This window comes from Amycolatopsis albispora (assembly GCF_003312875.1).
GTDB classification, from domain to species: Bacteria; Actinomycetota; Actinomycetes; order Mycobacteriales; family Pseudonocardiaceae; genus Amycolatopsis; species Amycolatopsis albispora.
In genome coordinates this window covers 1,236,138-1,260,864 of the sequence record NZ_CP015163.1, presented here as the reverse complement: position 1 = coordinate 1,260,864, position 24,727 = coordinate 1,236,138, and the positions used below count along the sequence as shown (strand labels likewise).

Here is a 24,727-nt window from a genome sequence, read left to right as displayed (position 1 = left end):
ATGGCGAGAATGCCCGCGATGGAAGCGGTGGTCGAGGTGCTCAAGTCCGAAGGCGTGGACATCGCCTTCGGCTGCCCCGGCGCGGCGATCCTCCCGCTGTACAAGGCGATGGAGGTCCGCGGCGGCATCGAGCACCTGACCGTGCGCCACGAGGAGGGCGCCACGCACATGGCCGACGGCTGGGCCCGCACCAACGGGCGCGTCGGCGTGGCGATCGGCACCTCCGGCCCGGCAGGCACGAACATGATCACCGGCCTGTACACCGCGATGGCCGACTCGATCCCGATCATCTGCGTCACCGGCCAGGCGGCTTCGTCGAAACTGCACCAGGAAGCCTTCCAGGCGGTGGACATCGTCGACATCGCCAAGCCGGTGACCAAGTGGGCGGTGCAGATCAAGGAAGCCGCCACCGCGCCGTGGATCTTCCGGGAGGCCTTCCGCGTGGCCCGCTCCGGGCGCCCGGGCCCGGTGCTGATCGACATCCCGGTGGACATCGCGCAGCAGGAGATCGAGTACGACGCCTCGATCGACGCGCCGTTGCCGGTCGAAGCCGTGCACCCGCACCAGCCGCGGGTGGAGCGGGCGCTGGACCTGTTGCTGGCCGCGGAAAAGCCGCTCCTGCTGGCCGGTGGCGGGGTGATCATCGCCGACGCCGCGGCCGAACTGCGCGAGCTGGCCGAGTACCTGAACGTGCCGGTGCAGGTCACGCTGATGGGCAAGGGCGCGATCGACGAGGACCACCCGCTGTTCGCCGGGATCACCGGCGTGCAGACCTCGCAGCGCTACGGCAACGCGTCCTTCCTCGAGTCCGACACCGTGCTCGCGGTCGGCGCGCGCTTCGGCGACCGCCACACCGGCACGCTGGAGGTCTACCGCGGTGAGCGCAAGTTCATCCACGTCGACATCGAGCCGACGCAGCTGGGCAAGGTGTTCCCGCCGGACCTCGGCGTGGTCTCCGACGCGAAGCTGTTCCTGCAAGCCCTGCTGCGGACGGCGAAGGCCCGCGACGCGGCACGCCCGGCGGGTGGCTGGGTCTCGCGCATCGCCGAGCTGAAGGCGTCGCTCGGCCGTCGCGAGGACTTCGACACCACGCCGATCAAGGCGCCGCGGGTGTACAAGGAGATCAACGAGATCTTCGACGAGAACACCTACTTCGTCACCGCGATCGGGCTCTACCAGATCTGGGGCGGGCAGCACCAGAAGGCGTACCAGCCGCGCCGGTACCAGATCTGCGGGCAGGCCGGGCCGCTCGGCTGGGAGATCCCGGCGGCGATCGGGGTGAAGAAGGCCGCACCGGAGGCCGAGGTGGTCGGCATCGTCGGCGACTACGGCTTCCAGTACCTGGTCGAGGAACTGGCGGTGGCCGCGCAGTACCACGTGCCGTTCGTGCTGATCATGATCAACAACGAGTACCTCGGGCTGATCCGGCAGGCGTCCATCCCGTACCAGATGAACTACCAGGTGGACATCCACTACGACGAGTACGGCACGGACAACGTCAAGGTGATGGAGGCCTACGGCTGTGCCGGCCGCCGCGTGACCGAGCCCGGCGACATCCGCGACACCATCGAATGGGCCCGCAAGGAAGCCGTCGCCACCTCGCGCCCGGTGCTGGTGGAGATCATGATCGAACGGGAGGCGAACACCCCGCACGGCCCGGCGATCGACGCGGTCAAGGAGTTCGAGCCGCTGCCATGAGCGAGGTGCTCATCGCGCCGGACAAATTCAAGGGCTCGCTGACCGCGGCGGAAGTGGCCGCCGCGGTCGCCGCCGGGATCGCCGGGGTGCGACCGGGGATCCCGGTGCGGCAGCTGCCGGTCGCCGACGGCGGGGACGGCACGGTCGACGCGGTGGTGTCGGCCGGGTTCCGCCGCCTGCGCACGGTGGTGACCGGCCCGGCCGGGCAGCCGGTGCCCGCTTCGCTGGCCGTGCGCGGGGACACCGCGGTGGTCGAGCTGGCCGAGGCGTCCGGGCTGCACCGGTTGCCCGGTCCCCCGCTGCCGCTGACCGCGACCAGCACGGGCACCGGCGAGCTGATCGCGGCGGCGCTGCGGTCCGGGCGGCGCCGGGTGGTGCTCGGCGTCGGCGGCAGCGCGTGCACCGACGGCGGTGCCGGGCTGGTGACCGCGCTGGGGGCCCGCCTGCTCGACGCCCGCGGTGAGGAACTGCCACCCGGCGGGGCCGCGCTGGTGGACCTGGACCGGCTCGATCTGTCCGGTTTGGACCCACGATTGTCCGAAGTGGAATTCGAGCTGGCCACCGACGTGGACAACCCGCTGCTCGGTGCCCGTGGCGCGGCCGCGGTTTACGGGCCGCAGAAGGGCGCGACGGCCGAGCAGGTCGAACTCCTGGACCGCGCGCTGACTCGGTGGGCCTCCGTCGTCGGTGCCGAGCACGCCGAAGCACCCGGCGCCGGAGCCGCGGGCGGGGTCGGTTTCGCCGCGCTTTCCGTGCTGGGCGCCAAAACCCGGCCGGGCATCGAGGTGGTGCTGGAGTTGCTGGGCTTCGCCGACGCGGTGCGCGACGCCCGGCTGGTGATCACCGGCGAGGGTTCGCTCGACACGCAGACGTTGCACGGCAAGGCTCCGTCCGGGGTGGCGCGGGCAGCAGGGGACGTACCGGTGATCGCGGTGGCCGGGCGCTGCCTGCTCTCCGCCGAGCAGTTGTCGGCGGCCGGGTTCCGTGCGGCGTATGCACTCGCCGACATCGAACCGGACCCGAGCCGGTCCATGGCGGACGCGGCCCGGCTGCTCCGGGATCAGGCCGCGCGGCTGGCCATCGACCACCTTCAGGGATAGGCCGCGGCGCAGGCCGCCGGTTCCGCGGCGGCGAACCCGTCACGGAAGGCGGCCACCCGCGCGAACCCGGCGGGCAGGGCGGCACCGCGGGCGTCGGCGGCGATGAGGCTGTCCGGCGCGAGCATTTCCGCGACGGCTTCGTCCAGGTCACCGGGCGAAAGCCGCAGTGCGGTGCCGGCGGTCAGCGTGGCCGCCCAGAATCCGGTCAGGCACGCGGTCCGGCTGGCCCCTCGAGCAGGTGCCCGGCTTCCTGCTGCACGGACAGCGTGTACCGGGAGGCGACTCCTTGACGATCGTCGGCGTCTCCTCCCCCACGCCCAGCGGAACTGCACGGCGTGGCCGAGTTCGTGTGCCAGCACAGTCATCACCGCGGGCGGGCCGAACCGCGCGTGCAGGTCCGGCAGCAGCTCACCGCGGTCCCCGGCGACCACGCAGGCCAGCAGCACCAAAGGCGATTCCGCCGCGTGGCATGGGTTCCACCTCCGGTTTCCCCTCCGCCAGGCACACGGCGGTGGTCACCACGCGGTCCGATTCGCGCCTGTGATCCGGATCACTACTGGCCGCGGCCGCGGGCCCGCGCTACGGTGGTGCCGTCCCGAAGCAACCCTCCCCGTGGAGCGTGGGCGTGTCGACCGTTGTCGTGGTGCTTTCGATCCTGCTGGCCTGCGTGTTCCTGGGCTCCGGCCTGGCGAAGCTGGCGAACGTGGACGCGATGAAGAAGTCGGCCGAGCAGCTCGGTTATTCGGCCACCACGAGCAGAGTCATCGGCGCGCTCGAGGTGGCCGCGGCGGCGGGGCTGATCGTCGGCCTGTTCTGGATGCCGCTGGGCCTGGCCGCGGCGATCGGCCTCACCCTGCTGATGATCGGCGCGGTGTACTACCACGTCCGCGCCAAGGACGCCGTTTCGCACATCGTGCCACCCGGCGCGCTCGCGCTGCTCTCGGCCGCGACCGCCGTCCTGATCGCGATCGCCTGAGTTCACGTCCCGTTCGCCCGGCGGACAAGCCGTGCGCGTAGGAAGAACCGGTGGACCTCACCGGACTGGCCGTCCGCCTGCTCGAGCCGATCCCGGCCAACAAGACGCTCGGCCTGCGTGTGCTGCGTGCCGCCGACGGGGCCGCGGAGGTCACCGCGGGCCCGGCGCCGGACTTCGCCAACGTCATCGGCACGATGCATTCGAGCGGGCTGGTCGCGCTGCTCGACGCCGCCGGGCTCGCCGCGCTGATCGCGACCGCGCACAGCGAAGCCGAATTCGACGGCGTCGTCCCGCTCGGCTTCGCCGCGGACCTGCGTTTCCTGGCCCCCGCCAAGGGAAAGCTGGTGGCCGGCTGCGTGCTCGACGAGCCGGCCACCGCACTGGCGCGTTCCCTGTTCGGCGGTACCACGGACAAGATCCGCCTGGCCACCACCGCCGAAATCACCGGCGAGGACGGCACCGCGGTCTGCTCCGGCACCTTCCAGTGGAGCGTGCGCCGCACCCGCTGACGCTCAGAATTACCTGAGTACCAACGGAAGCCGCCGCACTCCGGTCATCGTCGGCTGCGGCAGGAACTCCGGCGCCTCGGCCGGATCGGTGCGCAGGCCGGGGAACCGGTCGAGCAGGATGTTCAGCGCCACCCGGCCCTCCAGCCGGGCCAGCGGCGCGCCGAGGCAGAAGTGGATGCCGCGGCCGAAGGCGATCTGCGTGTTGGGCTCGCGGGTCACGTCGAACACGCCGGGATCGGTGAAGTGCTCCGGATCCCGGTTGGCCGCGGCCAGCCACACCAGCACCATCTGGTCGGCCTCGATCACGGTGTTGCCCAGTTCCACGTCGGTGTTGGTGACCCGCGCGGTGGTGGCGAACGGGCTGAGGAAGCGCAGCGACTCCTCGATCGCGCCGGGCACCAGCTCGCGGTCGGCCAGCACCTTCGCCTTCTGGTCCGGGTACTCGTCCAGGCACAGCACGGTGTTGCCGAGCAGCATGGTGGTGGTGATGTGCCCGGCGATGAGCAGCACGTTCGCGAAGTTGACCACCTCGCGATCGGTCAGCCGGACCCCGTCCACCTCGGCCTCGACCAGCTTGGTCAGCAGGTCCTCGCGGGGTTGCCGCCGCCGCTCGGCCGCGTGCTCGCCGAGGTAGGCGATCAGCTGGTCCAGCTGCTCCATGGCGGCTTCCATCATCTTGTCGCGCTCTTCGGGCGAGTCGTTCAGGGAGAACTGGCCGGAGCGCTCCAGCATCTTGTCCACCCAGTCCTTGAACAGGTTCCGGTCCTCGGCGGGCACGCCGAGCAGTTCGGCGATCACGATCACCGGCAGCGGGTAGGCCAGCCCGGAGACCAGGTCGATCCGGTCGCCTTCGGCCTGGTCGAGCAGTTCGTGGGTCAGCTCGGCGATGCGCGGTTCGAGATCGGCGATCACCTTCGGTGTGAACGCGTGGCTGACCAGCTTCCGCAGCTTCTGGTGCAGCGGCGGGTCCAGCGAGATGATGCTGCCCTCGGTGAACTCCTTGCGCTCCGGCAGCAGCCGCGAGGTGTCCGACGAGTAGGTCGCCGGATCGCTGAGCACGCGCACCACGTCGCGGTAGGTGTAGACGTTCCACATGCCCGATTTCGGGTCGTAGGCCACCGAGCGCTCCGGCAGCTCGCCCCGCAGCCAGAACTGCTCGGGGTTGAGCCCCCAGCGCTGCGCGAGCGTGGTGGGGTCCTTGGTCCCGGTCATGGCAGATCCCCTTCTGTGGTGGTGGTTTTCCTCAGCCGGTCCCCGGGTCGCTCGAGTAGATCGACTTCCGGTAGTTGTCGGCGAGCTCTTCCATCAGCGCGATGAACTCGGCGGCGGCGGGTTCGAGCCTGCCGGGTTCGGCGCACTCGAACGCCTGCTGGATGGTGTGCGCCAGCAGCTGCGACTTGGTGCCCTGGTCCAGGCGCGCGCCGGTCACCGGGTCCAGCGAGTCGTAGAAGTAGAAGCCGGTGATGACGGCCTGCAGGGCGTACTGGACGCTCGGCAGGTCGCCGCGCAGCAGGCCGTTGCGCACCAGCACCTGGTAACCGCGGTCGTTGGCGAGCAGCTTGTAGCTGCGCAGGTTGCTGTCGGAGGCCAGCTTGCCGAGCAGGTCGGTGTCGCCGGTGATCAGCGCGGCGACCAGCGGGCGGCGGGCGGTCAGCTCGAACGCGCGAGGGAAGATCCGGTGCGGTGCGATGACGGCCGGATCGGCCCGCAGCTCGTCGAGCAGCTCGTCGACCAGCGCGATCGACTCCCGCATCAGCAGCGCCTCGAACAACTCGTGCTTGGCCCGCCAGTGCAGGTACACCGTGCCCTTGCCGACGCCGGCCCGCTCGGCGATGTCGCCGATGGTCAGCTTCCGGTAGCCGTGCCGCAACAGCAGCGCGGCCGCCGCGTCCAGAATCCGATCTGCCCGTCCTCGCACGTCAGCCCCTAAGTTTTGACCAGAAGAACGAATCTGGTCACGCGGTCATGAAGGCAATGTAGCGCCGCGGGGACGTGCTCGGCAAGGAATTGACGGGCCTTGCCGGACAATGGAAAGCCCCGCACCGCTGTTGGAGGTCCCGTGCACCCGCTGGTCCAGCTCCTGCCCGCTTCGGCGGTCGACGATCCCGACGTCCTCGCCGCCTACCGCCACGACCGCGCCTCGTTCTGCCCCAGCGGGACGCCGGCGGTGCTGGTCCGCGCGCGGAGCACCGAGGAGGTCTCGACGGCGCTGCGGTGGGCGCACGAGCACGGGGTGCCGGTGGTGCCGCAGGGAGCGCGGACCGGGTTGTCCGGGGCGGCGAACGCGCTCGACGGCTGCGTGCTGCTGTGCCTGGAGAAGATGGACGAGATCGTCGAGATCGACGTGGCCGAGCAGCTGGCGGTGGTCCGGCCCGGCGTGCTCAACGGCAGGCTCGCCGCGGCGGTGGCCGAGCAGGGGCTGTACTACCCGCCCGATCCGGGGTCGATGGAGATCTCCACGATCGGCGGGAACGTGGCCACCAACGCCGGTGGCATGTGCTGCGTGAAGTACGGGGTCACCGGCGACTTCGTGCGCGGGCTCGAGGTGGTGCTGGCCGACGGGCGCGTGATGCGAACCGGGCGCCGCACCGCGAAGGGCGTCGCCGGGTACGACCTGACCAGCCTGTTCGTCGGTTCGGAGGGCACGCTCGGGGTGATCACCGAGGTGACGCTCGCGCTGCGGCCCGCCACGCGGCGCCCGCTCACCGCGGTCGCGTTCTTCCCCGGCCCGGCAGACGCCTGCCGCGCCGTCGCGGCGTACCTCGGTGAGGGGCACCGGCCGTCGGTGCTGGAGTTCATGGACGCCGAGACCGTCCGGGCCGTTTCCGCCTTGGTGGAGCTGGGTTTCCCGCCGGACGTCGGTGGCGTGCTGATCGCCCAGTCGGACGCGGGGGCGGCGGCCGCGGAGGAACTGGCCGCGTTCGAACGGGCCGCGCTCGACTGCAAGGCCGGTGAGGTGGTGGTGGCCGACGATCCGGCCGAGGGCGAGCTGCTGATGCAGGCACGGCGGCTGGTCGGCCCGGCCCACGAAGCGCTCGGCACCAGCCTCGTCGACGACGTGTGCGTGCCGCGCGGACGGCTCGCCGACCTGGTCGACGGGCTGGACGAGATCGCCGCCGAGCACGGGGTGCGCATCACCTGCGCGGGCCACGCGGGGGACGGGAACATGCACCCTTCGGTCATCTTCGACGACAAGGACCCGGCGCAGGTCGAGGCCGCGCAGGCCGCGTTCGCCGCGGTGATGGACCTGGGGTTGCGGCTGGGCGGCACGATCACCGGGGAGCACGGAGTCGGTGTGCTCAAACGGGATTGGCTGGCCCGCGAGCTGGACGAGGCGGCGCTGTGGACGCACCGGCGGTTGAAGGAAAGCCTCGACCCGCGCGGCATCCTCAACCCGGGCCGCGTTTTCACCCGGACTGTCGGTGGGGGCGGCTAGGGTCCCCGGCATGAATCGTGTTGGCGTGATGATCCCGTGCCGGTTGCCACCGGCACGGCTGGTCGGCCTGGTGCGGCAGGCCGAGGAAGCCGGTCTCGACGAGGTTTGGGTGGTCGAGGACTGCTTCTACACCGGTGGCGTGGCCACCGCGGCCACCGCGCTGGCCGCGACCGAGCGGATCACCATCGGCATCGGCGTGCTGCCGACGGTGGCGCGGAACCCGGCGATCGCGGCGATGGAGCTGGCCACGCTCGCCGGACTGCATCCGGGCAGGCTGATCGCCGGGTTCGGGCACGGGGTGCCGTCGTGGATGCGGCAGATCGGCGCGTACCCGCCGTCGCCGCTGGCCGCGCTGCGGGAGACGCTGACCACCGTGCGCGGGCTGCTGGCCGGGGAGCGGGTTTCCGTGCAGGGCAAGCACGTCCAGCTGGACGACGTGCGGCTGGAGTTCCCGCCGGAGGTGGTCCCGCCGGTGTACAGCGGCGTGCGGGGGCCGCGCTCCCTGGCAGTCTCCGGCGCGGCGGCGGACGGCACCATTCTCGCCGAGCCGTCCAGCCCGGAATACGTGCGCGCGGCGCTGGCGAGCATCACCGAGGGCGCGGCCGAGCCGGGGGCGCCGGAGCGGCATTCGATCGTGGCGTACAACTGGTTCAGCCTGGACGACGACCCCGCGCGGGCGCGCGAGCGGGTGCGGCCGTGGGTGGTGGGCTGCCTGCGGGAGTCGACCGCCCCGCACATCCGGCCCCTGCCCTTCGCCGGGGATTTGCTGTCGCTGATCGAGCAGAAGGCGGACCTGGCCGCCGAACTGCCGCCGGAATGGGTGGACCGCCTCAGCATCTCCGGGGACCGGACACGCTGCGTGGAACAAGTGCGCTCGCTCCACGGGGCGGGTGCCGACTCCGTGGTCCTGATCCCGGTCGGAAAGGAGGAACAAGCCATCGCCGATGCCGCCGCCGTCGCCGCAGCCGCTCGCCCCTAACCCCGCCGGGACAGCGCCGCCGGACCGGCCCCACTCCGCCGGAGTCCACAACGGACTCCGCCCGCGCCAGTGCCCGGCCGCGGCAGTCCTGTGGCGCGCCACGGCTTCTTCGGCCGCAGCGAGGGCTCGGCCGCGCCGGGCGGCGCCGCAGCAGGTCCTGTCACGGCGGGCAGGGCCGCGATGACGGGCGCGAGCACAGTGCGGCAGGCAAGGTCTGACACGGCCCCGCTCCGGGCAGCCAAGCCACAGCACTGGCTGGGCTGCGGCTCAACTGTGCCCGCCGCACCGTGCGCGCGCTGGACAAATCGGGCGCTGGGCAGTTCGGGCCTGCCCAGCGAACCGGGCAGGGCCACGCAATCCAAGCGCCAGGCGAACCGGGCTGACCACACAACCCAAGCCGGGCAAGCCAGTCACCGGCGGGCAGATCGGGCGAGCCCGGTGAACCAGGCAGACCACGCGAGCCGGTCCGACCAGCCAGGCCGGGCAGCTCACCGGAGCCGAATGCACGAGCAGCCGGGCAGCCCGCAACTCGGCGAGCCACATGAGCCGAGCGGCCCGCTCGTCTCGGGCGGGGCGAGCGGCCGGACAAACCAGGCGAACCGTCCCGGCTCGGGAGCACCACGCGAACCGGTCGAGCCGAGCCAGCCGTCCCGACTCGGGCGAACCCTCCCACCTCGGGAGCACCACGCGAGTCGTGCAGCCGGGCCAACCGTCGCGACTCGGGCGAACCCCGGGCGAGCCGGGCCAAGCGACACAGGCGAACCAGCCGAGCCGAACCAACCGTCCCAGCTCAGCCGGCCCCCGCGGCCTGGACACCACCCGGCCTCAACCCAGCACTGCCCGCCAACTGGCGGGGCATTCCCGCCGCGTGGCTGTGGGCGTCCGGCCCAGACTGGCGGCACCAACCGAGCCGAGGGAGAGCCGATGACGACCACCGTTCCCACCCCGCCCCCGTTCGACGCCGAGTTGGCCGCGGCGCTGGAGGTGCTGCGCGAGGAGATGCCGTCCCGGTTCGCCGCGCTCGACATCCCCGCCCGCCGTGCCGAGTACGCCGAGCGCGAACTGTCCGACGACGACCTCAGCCAGGGCGGCACCTTCGAGTTCGAGGAACGCACCGTGCCGGGCCCCGCCGGCGGCCCGGCGCTGCGGCTGCTCGTCTGCCGCCCGGCCGGCACGCTGACCGGCACCCTCTACTACGTCCACGGCGGCGGCATGATCCTCGGCAGCCACCGCTCCCCCGACCTCGCCTACGCCCTGGAGTGGGCCGCCGAACTCGGGCTCGCCGTCGTCTCGGTCGACTACCGGCTCGCCCCCGAGCACCCGCACCCCGCGCCCGTCGAGGACTGCTACGCCGGTCTGGTGTGGACGGCCGCCCAGTTCACCGGCCCGATCGTGCTCGCCGGGGTCAGCGCGGGCGGCGGGCTCGCGGCGGCGACAGCGCTGCTCGCCCGCGACCGCGGCGGCCCCGCCCTCGCCGCGCAGATGCTGCTCTGCCCGATGCTCGACGACCGCAACAACACCACGTCGGCCCGCCAGATGACAGGCCTCGGCATCTGGGACAGCGCCGCCAACGAGACCGGCTGGACGGCGCTGCTCGGCGACCGCCGCGGCACGCCCGGCGTCTCCCCCTACGCCGCGCCCGCCCGCGCCGAGGACCTGTCCGGCCTGCCCCCGGCCTTCATCGACGTCGGCTCGGCCGAGACCTTCCGCGACGAGGCGGTCGACTACGCGACGCGGCTGTGGCACGCGGGCGGCCAGGCCGAGCTGCACGTCTGGCCCGGCGGCTTCCACGGATTCGACGGCCTCGCCCCGCAGGCGGCCATTTCCGCGGCGGCACGCGCGCCGCGACTGCCGTGGCTGCGGCGCGTGCTCGGCGCATGATGGTGGGATGAAGGATCTCGTCGGCAGGCTGTCCGCACTCGATCCGGACGCGGGCGCGGCGCTGAAGGTGATCGCCTACTTCGACCGCCTGGTCGATGCGCATGCGGGGCTGGAGCCGATCGTGCGGGGCGCCGCGGTGCTGTCCGGCTGCGTGGCGCGCCTGACCGTGCCGGACCGCCGCGTGCGCGTCCGCGTCGATCCCGACGGGCGGCGGCTCGACAGCGGCCCGCCGCCCGAACCGCACTGGCCGTCGGCCGAGGTCCGCTCCGGCGGGGCCCTCCACCTGGAACGCCCCGGCCCGGCCGGTCCGGTGGACGCGATGGTGCTCGAACGCGCGGTCGCGGCGGTGCGCGGCGTGCTCGACCGGACCGTCGAACGCAACCCGCGCGAGGTCGTGCTGGACGCGACCGTGCCCGCCGAGACGCGGCTGCGCGCGGCCCGCAAGCTCTGCCTCGGTGACACCGCGCGTGCTGTCGCGCTCGACGGCGGCCGCGCCCGCGTGGAGTCCGCCGGCACGCCGATCCCCGGCGACCAGCGGCAGGGCGTCGGACCGGTGGTGCCCGTGCTGGACCTGCCCGGTTCGCTCGCGGCAGCCAGGACAGCGCTCCGGTTCGCCGCCGCCGAGCCGGATCCGGGGCCGCGCGTGGTGCACGCCGACGAACTGGGCGGGCTGACCGTGCTGGCCACGGCCGTCGGCCACGACACCGAACCGGCGCCGGACGTGGTGGCGCTCGACCGCGCCCGGTCCAGCGCACCGTGGGTGCTGCCGACGCTGGTCGCCGTGGCGGGCAGCCCGAGCCTGCGCACCGCCGCCGCCACGCTGGTGGTCCACCATTCGACGTTGCAGGAACGCCTGGCGCACGGGGAACATCTGCTCGGCTGGCCGGTCCGCGACCCGCGCGGGCGGCTGCGCCTGCAACTGGCCATCGCGCTGTGGCGCCTGCACCGCAACCCGGAGTGAACCTTGCCCCTCCGCATCACCCACACCGCCGACCTCACCACTGCCGAGCTGGTCACCGTGCGCAAGCTGCTCGACGAGGTGTTCGAGGGCGATTTCTCCGATGAGGACTGGGATCACTCGCTCGGCGGAATGCATGTCATGCTCTGGGAAGACGGCGCGCTGATCGGCCACGGCTCGATCGTGCAGCGGCGCCTCACGCACGGCGGACGGGCGCTGCGCACCGGGTACGTCGAGGCTGTGGCCGTCCGCGCCGATCGCCGGCGGCGTGGTCACGCGGGCACGATCATGGCCGAGCTGGAACGCATCGCGCGCGGCGCCTACGAACTCGGCGCGCTGAGCGCCAGTGACGAAGGCGCCGCCTTCTACGCCGCGCGCGGCTGGCAGCGCTGGCAGGGCCCCACTTCGGTGTTCGCGCCCGATGGCGTGCGGCGCACCGAAGAGGACGACGACGGCGTCTTCGTGCTGCCCGGCACCGTCCCGCTCGACCTCACCGGCGCGCTGATCTGCGACTGGCGCAACGGCGACGCCTGGTAGTCACGGTCCACAGTGGACTGTGAATTCGGCCGTCGGCGGATCACCGGGAGCCGAACCCGCCTTTTGTAGCCGGGTTTCCACGGTGACACAACCTACTTGCGTCGGCAAGTCACCAACCCAGACAAGATTTTGACATCTCTTGACCATGCCAACCACCGGGCGTATGGTCTAGACCACGTTGGCAAGCGGGAAAACCGCCGTAGTACGCCAAATCCCCTCCCCACCAACGGTTCCCCTAAGGAGCTGACATGACCGCCAAGAGGAAACTGCTCGCCGCCGCGTTGGGTGCCGCGCTCGCCCCGGTCGCGCTGGTGGCCATTCCGGCCGGTACGGCCAGCGCCCACGGCTACGTGAACTCCCCGGCCAGCCGCCAGGCGCAGTGCGCGCAGGGCGTGGTCGAATGCGGTGCGATCAAGTACGAACCCCAGAGCGTCGAGGGCCCGAAGGGCCTGCGCGAGTGCAACGGCGGGGTGCCGCAGTTCGCCGAGCTGAACGACAACAGCAAGCCGTGGCAGGCCGCCGAAGTCGGCCGGACGGTCGACTTCACCTGGACCTTCACCGCGCGGCACCGGACCGCCAACTACGAGTACTACGTGGGCGGCCAGAAGGTCGCCGACATCGACGGCGGCGGCCAGCAGCCGCCCGCCACGGTCACCCACCAGGTGAACCTGCCGAACAGCGGGCGCCAGACCGTGCTGGCCATCTGGAACGTCGCCGACACGGCGAACGCCTTCTACGCCTGCATCGACCTGCAGGTCAGCTGACCGGTGAGCGGGGGCGGCCACCACGCGGCGCCCCCGCTCCCCCGTTAAACTCGCCGATCGTGGAAGCCAAGCTCGTGCTGCACCTGCTCCGCCGGTTCGGCGAGGCGGGCGCACGGGTGTGGATCGGCGGCGGCTGGGGCATCGACGCGCTGGTCGGCAGGCAGACCCGGCCGCACGCCGACCTCGACCTGATCCACGACCGCGACGGTGAACCCGCCGCGCTGGCGGAGGAAGGTTTCACCGAAGCCCTGGACCTGCGGCCGGTGCGGTTCGTGCTCAACGGCCCGGCCGAGCTGGACATGCATCCGGTCCGCTTCGCCGCAGACGGCTCGGCCGCGCAGGCCGCCGACAACAACGGCGGCACCTTCACCTATCCCGCCGACTGCTTCGTCACCGGTCGCATCGACGGCATCGAGGTGCCGTGCCTTTCGGTCGAGCAGCAGCTGCGGTTCCACAAGGGTTACCAGCCGCGGGAGCGCGACCTGCACGACATGGCCCAGTTGCGCGCGGAATTCGGGGTCACCACGGCGTTCTAGGCCGGCGGGGTGCCGTCGCCGAACGGGCGCCCGCCCAGCGCCTCCCGGCCGTGCGGGGTGGTCCAGCCGGACAGATCCGGCCCGGCGGGCACGATCCCGCTGGGATTGATGTTGTCGTGCACGACGTAGTAGTGCCGCTTGATGTGGTCGAAGTCCACGGTGTCGCCGAACCCGGGGGTCTGGAACAGGTCGCGGCTGTAGGCCCACAGCACCGGCATTTCGGTGAGCTTGAGCAGGTTGCACTTGAAGTGGCCGTGGTAGACCGCGTCGAAGCGGACCAGGGTGCAGAACAGCCGGATGTCGGCTTCGGTGATCGTGTCGCCGACCAGGTAACGGCGGGTCTCCAGGCGCTGGGACAGCTCGTCGAGGCGGTCGAAGAGCCGGTTGAACCGGCGGTCGTAGGCGGCTTGGTCGCGGGTGAAGCCGATCGCGTAGACGCCGTTGTTGATGTCGCGGAACACCACTTCGTTGACCGCGTCGATCTCGTCGCGCAGCGGCTCGGGGTACAGCTCGGGTGCGCCTTCGCGGTGGTGGGCGGTCCATTCGGTGGACAGGTCCAGGGTGAGCTGCGGGTAGTCGTTGGAGACCAGCTTGCCGCTGGGCACGTCGACCAGCGCGGGCACGCTGATGCCGCCGTCGTAGTCCGGGTCGGCGGCGTGGTAGGCCTCGGCGAGGAAGCGGATGCCGAGCACCGGGTCGCGGCCGTCGGGGTCGAGGGTGAAGCGCCAGCTGCGCTCGTCCTGGATCGGGTCGGCCACCGCGAGCGAGATCGCGTCCTCGAGCCCGAGCAGCCGCCGCACGATGATCGCGCGGCTGGCCCAGGGGCACGCGCGGCTGACCACCAGCCGGTAGCGCCCGGGCTCCACCGGCCACGGCGACGACCCGTCGGCCAGCGCCCGGCCGCGGAAGTGGTTGGGTGCCCGCTTGAACTCCTCCGCCATGCCCCCACCCTAGACCGGCGACACGAATGTGGCTTTCGGAGCGTTGGGCGCCCCGAAAGCCACATTCGTGTCCTTCACCCCCTCGGATCAGGCTGCCATGCTCTGCTTCTTGATGTGACGTTCGCGCTCGGTCTGCACCTTGGTCTTGGGCTTGGCAGGCTTCGCGACCGCCTTGTCACCGTCCTTGCCGAACTGCTCCCGCGACTGGCGATCCAACTCCGCCTGCTTGTCGATGTGCCGCTGCCGTTCGGACTGAACCTTGGTCTTGGGCTTGGCAGGCTTCGCGACCGCCTTGTCGCCATTCTTGCCGAACTGCTCCCGCGACTGGCGATCCAACTCCGCCTGCTTGTCAATATGCCGCTGCCGCTCGGACTGGACCTTCGTCTTGGGCTTGGCAGGCTTCGCTACCGCCTTGTCACCATTCTTGCCCAACTGCTCCCGCGACTGACGATCCAACTCCGCCTGCTTGTCGATGTGCCGCTGCCGCTCCGACCGCACCTTCGGCGTCGACGCGGTCTTCTTGTCCGCGATCACCGCATCCCGGTTCCTGGCCTGCTCCGCCTGCGCGCGTAGCTTGCGGGTCCGATCCGTCGTGCACGTGTCGTTCCAACCGCACTGCCGCGCCGCCTGCTGGTACAGCGGATCGGCGTTGGACTTCGCCGCCCGGTCCTTCGCGAGCTTCAGCTGGGCGTCGAGCTTCTTCTGGAACTCGATCAGCGAGGGCGCGGTGTCCATCGCCGCGCCGTGGCTGAAACCGGTCTTCTGGAACGGCCGGATCAGCTGCCCGAAAGGATTGTCCTTCCGGTACCCGTTGTAGTAATCGACGATGCTCTTGCGCAGCTTCGGGTCTTCGAGCGCCCTGGCCAGCACCTTCTGGTGTTCCTTGCTCAGGTAGTCCTGGTACTTCTGCCCCGCCAGCTCGCCGAGCACGGCCAGCGCCGCCGCCCCGCCGCCACCGCGGCCGCCGGGCGTCCGGACCTTCGGGGCGACCGCCTTGGGCGTCTTCGTCTCCGGCTCGGCCGGCGTGCCACCGGTTTTGGTGGCCGAGCCCGATCCGCCGTCCGGCGACTTCGTCGGCTTGACCGTCTTGGGCGGCGCGTCACCGTCGTCGCCGTCCTGGCCGGTGTTCCGCTTCGCCGCGTCCTGCTCGGTGATGTACTCGCTGACCCGCTTCGCGACCGTGTGCCGGTCGACGGCACGGATGTGCTCCTTCTCCGCCTTCCGCGTCGCCGTCTGGGCCTTCTTGTACTTCTCCTCGAGTTCGGTGGTGTCGGCGCCGGACTCCCTGGCCTTCCTGAGTTCCTTGCGCGCGCGTTTCTCCTCGGCCTTGGCCTTCATCCATTCGTCGTTGGCCTGGTCCGGGGTCTTGATCTTGCCCTTGAGGTAGCACTCGGAAACGCATTCGGCGCCGAGCTTCAGCCACTGGAGCCCGTTGGAGGGAACCGAGCCGGAAGTGGCGATCTTCTCGGCGAGGCACTTGCCGACGCAGCCGGGGAAGTGCTTCGCGATCGCGTCGATCAGCCGGTTGACGTGGACGCCCGAGGAGATGGACCCCTGCCGCGCCAGCTTGCGCAGTTCGGCCAGCTTCTGGCGGAGGCTGCGGTCGTCGTCCGCGCCGGAGGACGCACTGGGCGGCGCGGCGGCGGCGATGCCCGGCGCGGCCGTGGACACCCCGCCGAACGCCACCGCGGCGGCCGCCACCCACACCGGAACCTGGAAACCCAACCGGCGCAGGCGGCCGCGAGCCTCTTCGAGGGCGGTTTCGTCACTCACCGAACGCCACCCCCTCCGACGCGGTGGCCTCGGCCAGGCCGACCTCACCGGCGACGAGTGTGGCGGGCCCGGTTTCGACGGCGGGCCCGGCTTCGACGGGCTCGACCACGGTTTGCGGCTCGGACTTGGGCTCGGCCTTCGGTTCGGGCTTGGCCTTCGGTTGCGGCTCGGGCTTCGGTTCGGGCTTGGGCTGCTCCGCTACGACCGGAGGCGCCTCGGCGATTTCGTAGGTTCCGACGACGGCCGGGCCCGGTTCCCCGATCGCGGGCTCGGGGGTGCTCACCGGTTCGGGCTCGGTCGGGCCGGTCGCGGGCTCGGTGATCAGGGCGGTCCCCGTGTCCGGGGCTGCCATGAGCGGCGTGACCACGGCGGCTGGAGGTGGCTCGCTCGGCGGCTCGGCAGGCTCGGCCGACAACGCCATCGGCTCGGCGGCCGCGGCGAAGGGCGCCGCGGGCGCGGCGAGCGACTCCGCAGCCGCGGCCGAAACCGGCTCGGCCAGTGCGGTTACGGGCTCGGCCAGCGCAGCCACCGGTTCGGCCGGGGTGGGCACCGGCTCGGCCGGTGCGGTTATCGGCGCGGTGAGGGCGGCGACCGGCTCAGCTGCCGCAGCCAGGGCGGCCACCGGTTCGGTCGCGGCCGCGACCGGCTGTGCGGCTGCGGCCACGACGGGCGCGGCCAGCGAGCCGACCGGGTCGGTTACCGCGGCGATCGGGTCGCTGGGCAGGGCCAGCGGGAGGTCCCGGTCCCGCACGGGGGCGGCGCGGTCCGGTGGCACCGGGACCGGCACACCTGGCAGGTCCTCCCCCGGTGAGCCCTCAGCGGGCAACCCCGCCCCCGGCAATCCGTCACCCGGCACGCCCTCCCCCGGCAAGCCACCCTCGGGCAGGCCGCCTTCCGGCAAACCGTCCTCGGGCAGGGCGGCTTCCGGTACCCCGCCGTCCACGCGCGGCCGCTCCGGCAGGTAGCCCTCCTCCGCCAAATACTCGTCCAGCATGGCCTTGAAGTCAGCGGGCATCCCGGCCGCCAGCGCCGGGGGACGGTCGTCCTGCGCGAGCGCGGTGATGGTGGCCGCGCCCACCGCGCCCATGCTCAGCCCGCCGGCGAAGCCCGCCCAGATCCAGATCTTCGGCAGCCCGCGCCGCCGCAGCCGGGTCATCTGACGTCTTGGCATCGTGTTCCTTCCTCGGTCGGCAACTCCGGCTCACAACGAACCAAACCGACCCGGCACCGACCAGGGGAAACAGCGTCCGGGACAGACCGGGACACCGCGTTCCGGTGACCGGAAGCCACCCCTCCCCACGCGCGCGCATCCGGGGGATCATGCATCCCGTGGCACTACTCGACGAAGCACAGTGGCAGGGCCGGGTCTTCACCGGCGGCTGGGAATCGACCGGCGCCGACGCCCCGGTGACCGAGCCGGCGACCGGCACCGAACTCGGCAGGCACGGGCTCGCGGACCCGGCGGCCATCGCCCGGTCCGCCGAACGCGCCGCCCAGGCACAACGCGACTGGGCCGCGCGCCCGTTCCACGAACGCGCGGCCGTGCTGCGGCGCGCCGGGCAGTTGTGGGAGGAGCACGCCGACGAACTCCGCGGCTGGCTCGTCCGCGAAGCGGGCAGCATCCCCGGCAAAGCCGACTTCGAACTGCACGTCGCGGCCCAGGAGTGCTACGAGGCCGCTGCGCTCCCCTCGCGCCCGCTCGGTGAACTGCTGCCCAGCGAAGCACCGCGGACCAGCATGGTCCGGCGCGTCCCCGCGGGCGTGGTCGGCGTGATCGCGCCGTTCAACGCGCCCCTGATCCTGTCCATCCGCTCGGTCGCGCCCGCGCTGGCACTCGGCAACGCCGTGGTGCTCAAGCCCGACCCGCGCACCGCGGTCTGCGGTGGCTTCGCGCTCGCGGCGGTCTTCGCCGAAGCGGGACTGCCAGAAGGCGTGCTGCACGTGCTCCCCGGGGACGCGGCGGCCGGGGCGGCGCTGGTCGAGGATCCGCACGTGCGCGTCATCTCGTTCACCGGCTCCACCGCCGCCGGGCGCGCGGTCGGCGAGCTGGCCGGGCGCCACCTCAAGCGCGCCCACCTCGAACTCGGCGGCAATTCCGCGCTGCTGGTGCTCGGCGACGCCGACCTCGACCAGTGCATCAGCGCCGCCGCCTGGGGCTCGTTCTTCCACCAGGGCCAGATCTGCATGACCACCGGGCGGCACCTGGTGCACGAATCGATCTACGACGAGTACGTGGCGCGGCTGGCCGAGAAGGCCGACGGGCTGCCGGTCGGCAACCCGGCCACCGAGCAGGTCGCACTCGGCCCGATCATCGACGGCACCCAGCGCGACAAGATCCACCGACTGGTCGAGTCCAGTGTGGACAGTGGAGCGCGGCTGGCCGCCGGTGGCACCTACCAGGACCTGTTCTACCGGCCGACGGTGCTCGCCGACGCCGGGCCGCAGGTGCCCGCCTACGCGCAGGAGGTGTTCGGCCCGGTCGCGCCGGTGGCCCGGTTCGGCAGCGACGACGAGGCCGTCGCGCTGGCCGCGGCCAGCGAGTACGGGCTCTCGCTCGGCATCGTCACCCCGGATGTCGCAAAAGGACTGGCGCTGGCCGAGCGGATCCCGACCGGCATCGCGCACATCAACGACCAGACGGTCAACGACGAGGCACACGCCCCGTTCGGCGGCGTGCTCGCCTCCGGCACCGGCTCCCGCTTCGGCGGCGCGGCGGCCAACGTCGAGGCGTTCACCGAAACCCGCTGGGTCACCCTGCGCGGGGACGTGGCGGGGTATCCCTTCTGAGCGCCGCCGTCAGCGCGCCGGCGGCGGCCTGGACCGCGGTTCCGCAGCGGTCCAGGTCGAGCCGCCGGGTGTGGCCGGTGATGGACACCGCGGCGACCACCTCACCGTGAGCGCCACGCACCGGCGCGGCGATCGCGGTGACGCCCGGCTCGGCCTCCTCCAGGTTGATCGCGAGCCCGCGTTCCCTGGTGCGCTCCAGGTCCTTGTGCAGCAGGCCGGGCAGCACGATGGTGCGCGGGGTCAGCCGCGCCAGCCCGGCGTCGACCGCGCGGCGGAACCGGTCGCGGCCACCCCAGGCGAGGAACACCTTGCCGGTGGCGGTGCAGTGCACGGGCATGCGCCCGCCCACCCTGGACCGGATGACCATCGACTCGCTGCCGCTGAGCTTCTCCACGAACAGCGTGCACACGTCGTCCGGCACGGCGAGGTGCACGTTTTCGCGACTGGTCCGCTGCAGTCCTTCGAGGAACGGCAGCGCCGCCTCCCGCAGCATCCGGTAGCGCGGCACCATCTGGCCGAGGCGGAACAGCTTCGCGGCGAGCCGGTAGCCGCCGTGGCCGGTGCGTTCCAGCGCACCCCAGTCGACCAGCTCGCCGAGCAGGCGATGGGCGGTGGGCTTGGGCAGGCCGCTGCGAGCGGCGAGCTCACCCAGGCTCAGCTCGGGCTCGCCCGGCGTGAACGCGTCGAGCAGGGACAGGCCTCGCGCCAGCACCGACTTCGGTGCCGGTGCGGATTCACCGCTCATCCGGGTGATGAAACCCGGTGTTCCTCTCGCGGGCAAGCGATCGTTCCACCCACTGGGACGACTGCGCCGGGGGCAGTTCCACGCTGAGCACCGCCGACCGGCCGCCGGCCACCGCGGCCAGCGCCTCGGCCAGCGCGTCCTTCAGCTCGTCCGGATGCCGGACCGTGCGGCCCCACGCCCCGCCCGCGGCGGTGGCGATGCCGGGCAGGTCCGCGCCCGGCTCGAAGCTGACGTTGAAGTCGTCGTGCCGCGCCGCCATGCCGTCCGGGTGCACACCAAGCGTGGACAGCTTCGGCGACTTCCAGCCGCGGTTGTCCAGCACCACGGTCAGCGTCGGCGTGCCGTACCGCCGGGCCACCCACTGCGCCGACGACGGCACGCCGAACAGGTAACTGCCATCCCCGACCACCGAGACGACCGTGCGGCCCGGGTCGGCCAGTTTCGCCCCGATCGCCGCGCCCGCGTGCCAGCCGAGCGAACCACCGCCCGAGCCGATCAGCGAACCGGGCCGCGTGCGCCGCAGGTGCCTGCCGACGGCCTGGTAGCTGGAGATCGCCTCGGTCAGCACGAGCGTGTCGTCATCGATCGCGTCGCGCAGGCAGGCCAGCAGGTATTCCGGCGTGATCGTTTCGCCGTCCGGCCGTTCCAGTGCCGCGTACTCGGCGAAGCGGCGTTCGTGCTCGGCGGTCACCCGCGCGAGACGGCCGTCGTCGGGCCGGGGTTCGATCCGCTCCACGAGCTGGTCCAGCGCGGTCCGCGGATCGGCACGCGCGAAGCACTCGGCGGGAACGTGCCACAACGGCATCTGCTCCTTGAGCGGGTCGACGTCGACCACGAAGATCCGCGCGCCCTCGCGCGGCCGGTTGCTGGCCGGGATCCACGGCACGTCACTGCCCAGCACCAGCACCACGTCCGCCTCGGCGAGCGCCGGGTCCTGTTCGGTGGTGTTCCACTGGAAACCGAGGTGCAGCGGGTGGTCCGCGGGGAAGTTCAGGCGCATCGGCACCGATTCGAGCACCGGCATCGCCAGCCGTTCGCACAGCTCGGCGAGCACCGGCACGGCGGCTGGGTCACGGCCGAGATAGGAGGTGACCACGATCGGGTTTTCCGCCTGGCGCAAGGCTTCGGCGAGCTGGTCGGCCACCTGTGGCGCCAGCGCCGCCGGGGCGATCGGCACGGTGTGCGGCGGCGCCTGCGGCGGGACTTCGGCTTCCATCACCTCACGCGCGCCGACCAGGTACACCGGCCCGGCGGGCTCGCTGTGCGCGATCTGCAACGCCCGGCCCACCAGCGTCTTCACGTTGTGACCGGTGCGGATTTCGTTGTCGTACTTGGTGTATCCGCGCACGATGCCGCGCTGGTCGTGCACGTCCTGGATCCACTGGATGAACTCGTTGCGGCTGCCGGTCAGCTCGCCGTCCTGCGTGAACGGCGACGCGCCCGCGAACACCAGCACCGGCACCCGGCCCTTCGCCGCGTTGTGCAGCATGCCACCGATGTTCTGGGTGCCGCAGTCCACGTGCACCAGCACCGCCTGGGCCCGCCCGGTGACCTGCGCGTAGCCCTGCGCGGCGGAGAACGCGACGCTCTCGTGCGGGCAGATGACCAGCTCCGGCAGGGTTTCCGCGCGGTCTTCGGCCCTCGCGCGGGCGTAGGCCTCCACGATGCCGGGATGGTCGCTGCCGAGGTTCGCGAAAACGTACTCGACGCCGCCTTCGCGCAGGGCCTCCAGGAAGGCCCGGCTCGTCGTGTACGTCATGTGGTCACCTCCGCCCGCCGCCGGCCGGGGAAGGCACGCGCGGCGAGTTCGTCGTACGGCGTTCCTTGCGCGGCCGCGTTCTTCCGCCCGGCAAGGCTGCCCAGCCAGGCGGCCAGGAAGCCCGCGGGCACCGAAACCAGTGCCGGGATGGACAGCGGGAACAGGTGATCGGCCCCCATCACGTCCGGCCCGGCGAGCACGAGCCCGACCGAGACGACCAGCCCGCCGAGCAGCCCGCAGGTCGCGCCGACGCGGTTGAACCCGCGCCAGTAGATGGTCAGCAGCAACACGGGCATGGTGGTGCTCGCCGCGATCGCGAAGGCCACGTTGCCGAGGAAGGCCACGTTCAGCGTGCGGGCACCCAGCGCCAGCACGATGGCCACCGCCGACACCGCGACCCCGGCGAGCCTGCCGACCAGCAGCTGCTGCCGTGGTGTGGCCCGCCCGCGTTTGAGCACCGTGCTGTACAGGTCGTGCGCCACCGCGCCGGAGGAGGCGATGGCCAGCCCGGCGAGCACCGCCAGAATGGTCGCCATCACCACGCCGACCACGATCGCGAACATCAGGTTCCCGCCGACCATTTCCGCCAGTCTCGGCGCGGCCAGATTGCCCGCCTTGTTGTCGGCGATGATCCGGTCCCGGCCGACCTCGTTCAGCGCGGCATAACCGAATACCGGCAGAGCCAGGAAGAACAACGCGAAAATCCACATCGCGACCTGCGCGGAATTGCGTGCCGCCTTCGCGTCGCGCACGGTCAGGAATCGCACCATCACATGGGGCAGGCCCATGATGCCCAGCGCCATGCCGAGGCTCATGGAAATGTTGTTCAGCCCGGTCGCGGTGTCGTCGTGCGGGGGCACGATCACCCCGTCGCCGTGGTTTTCGCGGGCCTCGAACATCGCGCCGAGCGGGTTCCCGCCGGTGCGCACCGCGATCAGCACCAGCAGGCCGAGCACGGTGACGATCAGCAGGATCGCCTTGAACACCTGGATGTAGGTGGTGCCGACCATGCCGCCGAGCATGGTGTACAGCGTCATCAGCAGCCCGATCACCACCACCGCCAGCGGGAACTCCACGCCGAGCAGCAACTGCGCCAGCACGCCGGCGCCGACGAACTGGATGACCAGGTAGACGATGCTCAGGATCAGCGACGCCACCGCGAGCACCGCGCGCAGCAGCCGCCCGTCGAACCGCGCCGCCACCGCGTCGGCCAGGGTGAACCGGCCCAGGTTGCGCAGCGGCTCGGCGATCACCAGCAGCACCAGCAGGTAGGCGATCGGAATGCCGAGCGCGAGGTAGAAGCCGTTGAACCCGGTCAGCGCGACCGCGCCGGTGATGCCAAGGAACGACGCCGCCGAGAGCTGGTCACCGGCCAGCGCCAGGCCGTTCTGCCAGCCGCTGACCCGGCCGCCCGCGACGTAGTGGTCGTCGGTGCTCTTGTTGCGCCGGGCCGCGTAGCTGGTCAGGCCGAGGGTGACCGCGACGATCGCGGCGACCACCAGCACCGCGAGCACGTTCACCGCTCGTCCCCGTTCCGGCGCTCCCAGCGATCGGCCCACCGGCTGTAGGCGAAAGCGGCGCCGAGCGGGAAGACAATGGCGAACGCGCCGGCGACGTAACCCGCGCCGACCGGCCCGATCCAGCCGTCGAAAAGCGGGGTGAACACGGTCAGCACGGGCACCGCGAGAAACACCGCGAGCGCACTCGTGCCGCCGACGAGCGCGATTCTTTTGCGCACCGCCAATTCGTTGTCGCGCACCGGCCACCCCGCTTTCGAAGACCCGCCGATAATCACCGCACGGGCCCGCTCGCGGCAACCGTCGCGTTCCGTTCCCCGGAATCGCGGGTTTTCAGGTGGTGAACAGCCAGAGGTGCACCACCGGCCGGTCCGGGTCACCGCGGTCGACGAGCACCTCCCTGGTCACCTTCGCCGGGCGCACCCGGCCGGCGGGCAGCGCGTCCTGCGCCGAGGCGATGTCGGTGCCCCGGTCCGGGTCGAAGCCGGGCACCGGCGGCAGGAAGACCTGCCTGCCCGGCTGGAGCGCCTTGGTGAAGCCGGAATCCGCCAGCAGACTGTCCACTGTGTCCGGTTCCACCGCGACGACGACGGCGTAGAGCTGGTCGATGCCGCGCTCGTCGAGCACCCCGAGGACCTCGGCACCCGGCGGCAGCACGATGCCACCGAAGTCCAGTGCGGTCGCGGCCTGCGTGCTCATCGGCGGAGGTCCCATCGGGTGCCGTCGCGGTTGTCGGGGCTCTGCGGCAGCGCCACCTGCGTGCCGGCGCCCGGCACCGCGCCGGAGTAGTGCCGCGGATCGGTGGAGCCGGAGATGTTGTACTCCTGCGCCAAACCGGACCGGTGCAGCTCGGCCAGCGACGCGTCGGTGACCGTCATCGGGCCGATCTGGGTGGCCTTGCCGCCGTCCCAGTTGTACCGGTCGAACACGTGCGCGCGGTAGTCCATCTCGATGGTCGGCGCGCCGCCCGGCACCGCGGGCGGGTGCACCGTGGCCACCCCGGTGACCGAGTACTGGACGCCGCCCATCGCGTAGTACCAGTTCTTGCTCTCGGCCGGGCCGAGGTAGTGCCCGTGCCAGCCGGAGTCGAAGGTGACCGGCGTGCCGTAGTTGCCGGTCCGCGCGGCTTCCGCGGCGAGTTCGCGCATCTGCTCGGTGACCGTGCGGTCCACCACGCCGCGGAACGAGGGCACGTCGCGGGCGATCTGGTCGGCGTCCACGGTGACCGGGGTCCCGCTGTTGTCCAGGAAGTGCTTGAGGTGGCTGGAGGCGTTGGTCCAGCCGATGCCGTCGGCCACGTCCGCGCCCGCGTAGGCGGCCTGCCAGGTGGCCTGGTCCGCCAGCGAGGGCTGCTGCGAGGCGTGTGCCCCGGCGCCCGGATCGGTGGCGGGCTGCGGGCCGGGGCCCGGCAACTGGGTTCCGCTGCCGCCCTGCGTGCCGCCGTGCCCGGTGCCGCCGCCGTAACCACGCGCGGTGGCGTCGTCGGCGGCGGTGTACCCGTCGGCGGCGAGGCGCACGTATTCGCTGATCTGGCCGATCAGCTCGACGAACCGGCCGAGCGCGCCGGTGAGCTGCTGCTGGAGTGAGGCGTTGGCACTGCCCACCGCGCTGCCGATGCCCGCGAACGAGGCGATGTCGATGGCCAGCGAACCGACCTCCCGCGCCGACGTCGCCGCCGTGGCGTTCAGGTCCTCCATGGACCGGACCACCGATCTCGCGGCGTCCGGCTCCACCCGGAACGCTCCCGTCATCACGCCTCCTCGTCCGCGAACTCCCCTGGCGGCAAGCCTTCCGCGAGCACACCGCCCGCCGGACGGCCGAATTACCCACC

General features: G+C 71.9%; 24 protein-coding genes. 12 read left to right on the top strand and 12 right to left on the bottom strand.

Features of this window, described 5'->3' with window-relative positions; all coding sequences use genetic code 11:
* Complete coding sequence (gene gcl / locus A4R43_RS06070) at window positions 1-1,698, top strand: glyoxylate carboligase (RefSeq protein WP_113691408.1); 1,698 nt, start codon at window positions 1-3, stop codon at window positions 1,696-1,698.
* Entirely contained in the window at window positions 1,695-2,798 is a 1,104-nt protein-coding gene (locus A4R43_RS06065; protein ID WP_113691407.1) for a glycerate kinase, read from the top strand. The genes gcl and A4R43_RS06065 overlap by 4 nt, the downstream gene beginning before the upstream one ends.
* Here the strand turns inward: A4R43_RS06065 and A4R43_RS43185 are convergent.
* A complete protein-coding gene (locus tag A4R43_RS43185; RefSeq protein WP_236809179.1) occupies window positions 2,789-3,244 on the bottom strand; it encodes a neutral zinc metallopeptidase in 456 nt (151 codons plus the stop codon). The two genes, A4R43_RS06065 and A4R43_RS43185, sit on opposite strands and share 10 nt — an antisense overlap.
* A 179-nt stretch (window positions 3,245-3,423) precedes the next feature.
* On the opposite strand from A4R43_RS43185, the gene A4R43_RS06055 reads away from it, so the two are divergent.
* Both A4R43_RS06055 and A4R43_RS06050 read left to right on the top strand, forming a co-directional pair.
* Window positions 3,424-3,774 (top strand): DoxX family protein, encoded by a 351-nt coding sequence (locus A4R43_RS06055; protein WP_162788337.1) that lies wholly within the window; start codon window positions 3,424-3,426, stop codon window positions 3,772-3,774.
* A 50-nt stretch (window positions 3,775-3,824) separates the two neighbouring features.
* Window positions 3,825-4,283 (top strand): DUF4442 domain-containing protein, encoded by a 459-nt coding sequence (locus A4R43_RS06050; protein ID WP_113691405.1) that lies wholly within the window; start codon window positions 3,825-3,827, stop codon window positions 4,281-4,283.
* A 9-nt stretch (window positions 4,284-4,292) separates the two neighbouring features.
* On the opposite strand, the gene A4R43_RS06045 is transcribed toward A4R43_RS06050, so the two are convergent.
* Together A4R43_RS06045 and A4R43_RS06040 are read right to left on the bottom strand one after the other, a co-directional pair.
* A complete protein-coding gene (locus A4R43_RS06045; protein ID WP_113691404.1) occupies window positions 4,293-5,495 on the bottom strand; it encodes a cytochrome P450 in 1,203 nt (400 codons plus the stop codon).
* 31 nt (window positions 5,496-5,526) lie between these two features.
* A complete protein-coding gene (locus A4R43_RS06040; protein WP_113691403.1) occupies window positions 5,527-6,201 on the bottom strand; it encodes a TetR/AcrR family transcriptional regulator in 675 nt (224 codons plus the stop codon).
* A gap of 141 nt (window positions 6,202-6,342) precedes the next feature.
* On the opposite strand from A4R43_RS06040, the gene A4R43_RS06035 reads away from it, so the two are divergent.
* The 7 genes from A4R43_RS06035 to A4R43_RS06005 all read left to right on the top strand — a co-directional run bounded on the left by A4R43_RS06035 (window position 6,343) and on the right by A4R43_RS06005 (window position 13,374).
* The gene (locus tag A4R43_RS06035) at window positions 6,343-7,719 is read left to right on the top strand and encodes an FAD-binding oxidoreductase (RefSeq protein WP_113691402.1); all 1,377 of its coding nucleotides are present in this window, start codon (window positions 6,343-6,345) and stop codon (window positions 7,717-7,719) included.
* Between the two features lie 10 nt (window positions 7,720-7,729).
* Complete coding sequence (locus A4R43_RS06030) at window positions 7,730-8,698, top strand: LLM class flavin-dependent oxidoreductase (RefSeq protein WP_113691401.1); 969 nt, start codon at window positions 7,730-7,732, stop codon at window positions 8,696-8,698.
* A gap of 924 nt (window positions 8,699-9,622) precedes the next feature.
* On the top strand, window positions 9,623-10,579 hold the full coding sequence (locus A4R43_RS06025) for an alpha/beta hydrolase (protein ID WP_113691400.1): 957 nt from the start codon (window positions 9,623-9,625) through the stop codon (window positions 10,577-10,579).
* A gap of 7 nt (window positions 10,580-10,586) precedes the next feature.
* Window positions 10,587-11,540, top strand: coding sequence for a helix-turn-helix domain-containing protein (locus tag A4R43_RS06020; protein WP_113691399.1), 954 nt, complete (start codon window positions 10,587-10,589; stop codon window positions 11,538-11,540).
* Window positions 11,541-11,543: 3 nt separating this feature from the next.
* Window positions 11,544-12,074, top strand: a complete 531-nt coding sequence (locus A4R43_RS06015) for a GNAT family N-acetyltransferase (RefSeq protein ID WP_113691398.1) — start codon at window positions 11,544-11,546, stop codon at window positions 12,072-12,074.
* A 248-nt stretch (window positions 12,075-12,322) separates the two neighbouring features.
* A complete protein-coding gene (locus A4R43_RS06010; protein WP_113691397.1) occupies window positions 12,323-12,838 on the top strand; it encodes a lytic polysaccharide monooxygenase auxiliary activity family 9 protein in 516 nt (171 codons plus the stop codon).
* A 59-nt stretch (window positions 12,839-12,897) separates the two neighbouring features.
* Window positions 12,898-13,374, top strand: a complete 477-nt coding sequence (locus A4R43_RS06005) for a nucleotidyltransferase domain-containing protein (RefSeq protein WP_205215251.1) — start codon at window positions 12,898-12,900, stop codon at window positions 13,372-13,374.
* Here the strand turns inward: A4R43_RS06005 and A4R43_RS06000 are convergent.
* The 3 genes from A4R43_RS06000 to A4R43_RS05990 all read right to left on the bottom strand — a co-directional run bounded on the left by A4R43_RS06000 (window position 13,371) and on the right by A4R43_RS05990 (window position 17,259).
* The gene (locus tag A4R43_RS06000) at window positions 13,371-14,315 is read right to left on the bottom strand and encodes a glutathione S-transferase family protein (RefSeq protein WP_113691396.1); all 945 of its coding nucleotides are present in this window, start codon (window positions 14,313-14,315) and stop codon (window positions 13,371-13,373) included. The two genes, A4R43_RS06005 and A4R43_RS06000, sit on opposite strands and share 4 nt — an antisense overlap.
* Before the next feature lie 87 nt (window positions 14,316-14,402).
* Window positions 14,403-16,088, bottom strand: a complete 1,686-nt coding sequence (locus A4R43_RS05995) for a hypothetical protein (protein ID WP_113691395.1) — start codon at window positions 16,086-16,088, stop codon at window positions 14,403-14,405.
* A complete protein-coding gene (locus A4R43_RS05990; RefSeq protein ID WP_162788336.1) occupies window positions 16,081-17,259 on the bottom strand; it encodes a hypothetical protein in 1,179 nt (392 codons plus the stop codon). The genes A4R43_RS05995 and A4R43_RS05990 overlap by 8 nt, the downstream gene beginning before the upstream one ends.
* 158 nt (window positions 17,260-17,417) lie before the next feature.
* Between A4R43_RS05990 and A4R43_RS05985 the strand changes: the two genes are divergently transcribed.
* Window positions 17,418-18,875 carry a benzaldehyde dehydrogenase gene (locus tag A4R43_RS05985; protein ID WP_113691393.1) on the top strand — a complete coding sequence of 486 codons (1,458 nt, stop codon included), beginning with the start codon at window positions 17,418-17,420 and terminating at the stop codon, window positions 18,873-18,875.
* Here A4R43_RS05985 and A4R43_RS05980 read toward each other — a convergent pair.
* From A4R43_RS05980 to A4R43_RS05955, 6 genes are all read right to left on the bottom strand, one after another.
* Window positions 18,838-19,620 (bottom strand): IclR family transcriptional regulator, encoded by a 783-nt coding sequence (locus A4R43_RS05980; protein WP_113691392.1) that lies wholly within the window; start codon window positions 19,618-19,620, stop codon window positions 18,838-18,840. The two genes, A4R43_RS05985 and A4R43_RS05980, sit on opposite strands and share 38 nt — an antisense overlap.
* Entirely contained in the window at window positions 19,610-21,379 is a 1,770-nt protein-coding gene (locus A4R43_RS05975) for a thiamine pyrophosphate-requiring protein (RefSeq protein ID WP_113691391.1), read from the bottom strand. The genes A4R43_RS05980 and A4R43_RS05975 overlap by 11 nt, the downstream gene beginning before the upstream one ends.
* Window positions 21,376-22,899 (bottom strand): solute symporter family protein, encoded by a 1,524-nt coding sequence (locus tag A4R43_RS05970; RefSeq protein ID WP_113691390.1) that lies wholly within the window; start codon window positions 22,897-22,899, stop codon window positions 21,376-21,378. Before A4R43_RS05970 ends, A4R43_RS05975 begins: the two co-directional genes overlap by 4 nt.
* Complete coding sequence (locus tag A4R43_RS05965) at window positions 22,896-23,117, bottom strand: DUF485 domain-containing protein (protein WP_162788335.1); 222 nt, start codon at window positions 23,115-23,117, stop codon at window positions 22,896-22,898. Before A4R43_RS05965 ends, A4R43_RS05970 begins: the two co-directional genes overlap by 4 nt.
* Window positions 23,118-23,229: 112 nt before the next feature.
* Window positions 23,230-23,595 carry a hypothetical protein gene (locus A4R43_RS05960; protein ID WP_113691388.1) on the bottom strand — a complete coding sequence of 122 codons (366 nt, stop codon included), beginning with the start codon at window positions 23,593-23,595 and terminating at the stop codon, window positions 23,230-23,232.
* Complete coding sequence (locus A4R43_RS05955; protein WP_113691387.1) at window positions 23,592-24,647, bottom strand: WXG100 family type VII secretion target; 1,056 nt, start codon at window positions 24,645-24,647, stop codon at window positions 23,592-23,594. The genes A4R43_RS05960 and A4R43_RS05955 overlap by 4 nt, the downstream gene beginning before the upstream one ends.
* Window positions 24,648-24,727 lie beyond the last annotated feature (80 nt).

Excerpts from the sequence above, each read along its gene's own strand:
- A4R43_RS06065 (WP_113691407.1), top strand. The coding sequence starts at position 1,695 with ATGAGCGAGGTGCTCATCGCGCCGGACAAATTCAAGGGCTCGCTGACC.
- A4R43_RS05980 (WP_113691392.1), bottom strand. The coding sequence starts at position 19,620 with ATGAGCGGTGAATCCGCACCGGCACCGAAGTCGGTGCTGGCGCGAGGC.
- A4R43_RS05960 (WP_113691388.1), bottom strand. The coding sequence starts at position 23,595 with ATGAGCACGCAGGCCGCGACCGCACTGGACTTCGGTGGCATCGTGCTG.
- A4R43_RS06030 (WP_113691401.1), top strand. The coding sequence starts at position 7,730 with ATGAATCGTGTTGGCGTGATGATCCCGTGCCGGTTGCCACCGGCACGG.
- A4R43_RS06020 (WP_113691399.1), top strand. The coding sequence starts at position 10,587 with ATGAAGGATCTCGTCGGCAGGCTGTCCGCACTCGATCCGGACGCGGGC.
- A4R43_RS05990 (WP_162788336.1), bottom strand. The coding sequence starts at position 17,259 with ATGCCAAGACGTCAGATGACCCGGCTGCGGCGGCGCGGGCTGCCGAAG.
- A4R43_RS06025 (WP_113691400.1), top strand. The coding sequence starts at position 9,623 with ATGACGACCACCGTTCCCACCCCGCCCCCGTTCGACGCCGAGTTGGCC.
- A4R43_RS05975 (WP_113691391.1), bottom strand. The coding sequence starts at position 21,379 with ATGACGTACACGACGAGCCGGGCCTTCCTGGAGGCCCTGCGCGAAGGC.
- A4R43_RS06010 (WP_113691397.1), top strand. The coding sequence starts at position 12,323 with ATGACCGCCAAGAGGAAACTGCTCGCCGCCGCGTTGGGTGCCGCGCTC.
- gcl (WP_113691408.1), top strand. The coding sequence starts at position 1 with ATGGCGAGAATGCCCGCGATGGAAGCGGTGGTCGAGGTGCTCAAGTCC.
- A4R43_RS06045 (WP_113691404.1), bottom strand. The coding sequence starts at position 5,495 with ATGACCGGGACCAAGGACCCCACCACGCTCGCGCAGCGCTGGGGGCTC.
- A4R43_RS06000 (WP_113691396.1), bottom strand. The coding sequence starts at position 14,315 with ATGGCGGAGGAGTTCAAGCGGGCACCCAACCACTTCCGCGGCCGGGCG.
- A4R43_RS05955 (WP_113691387.1), bottom strand. The coding sequence starts at position 24,647 with ATGACGGGAGCGTTCCGGGTGGAGCCGGACGCCGCGAGATCGGTGGTC.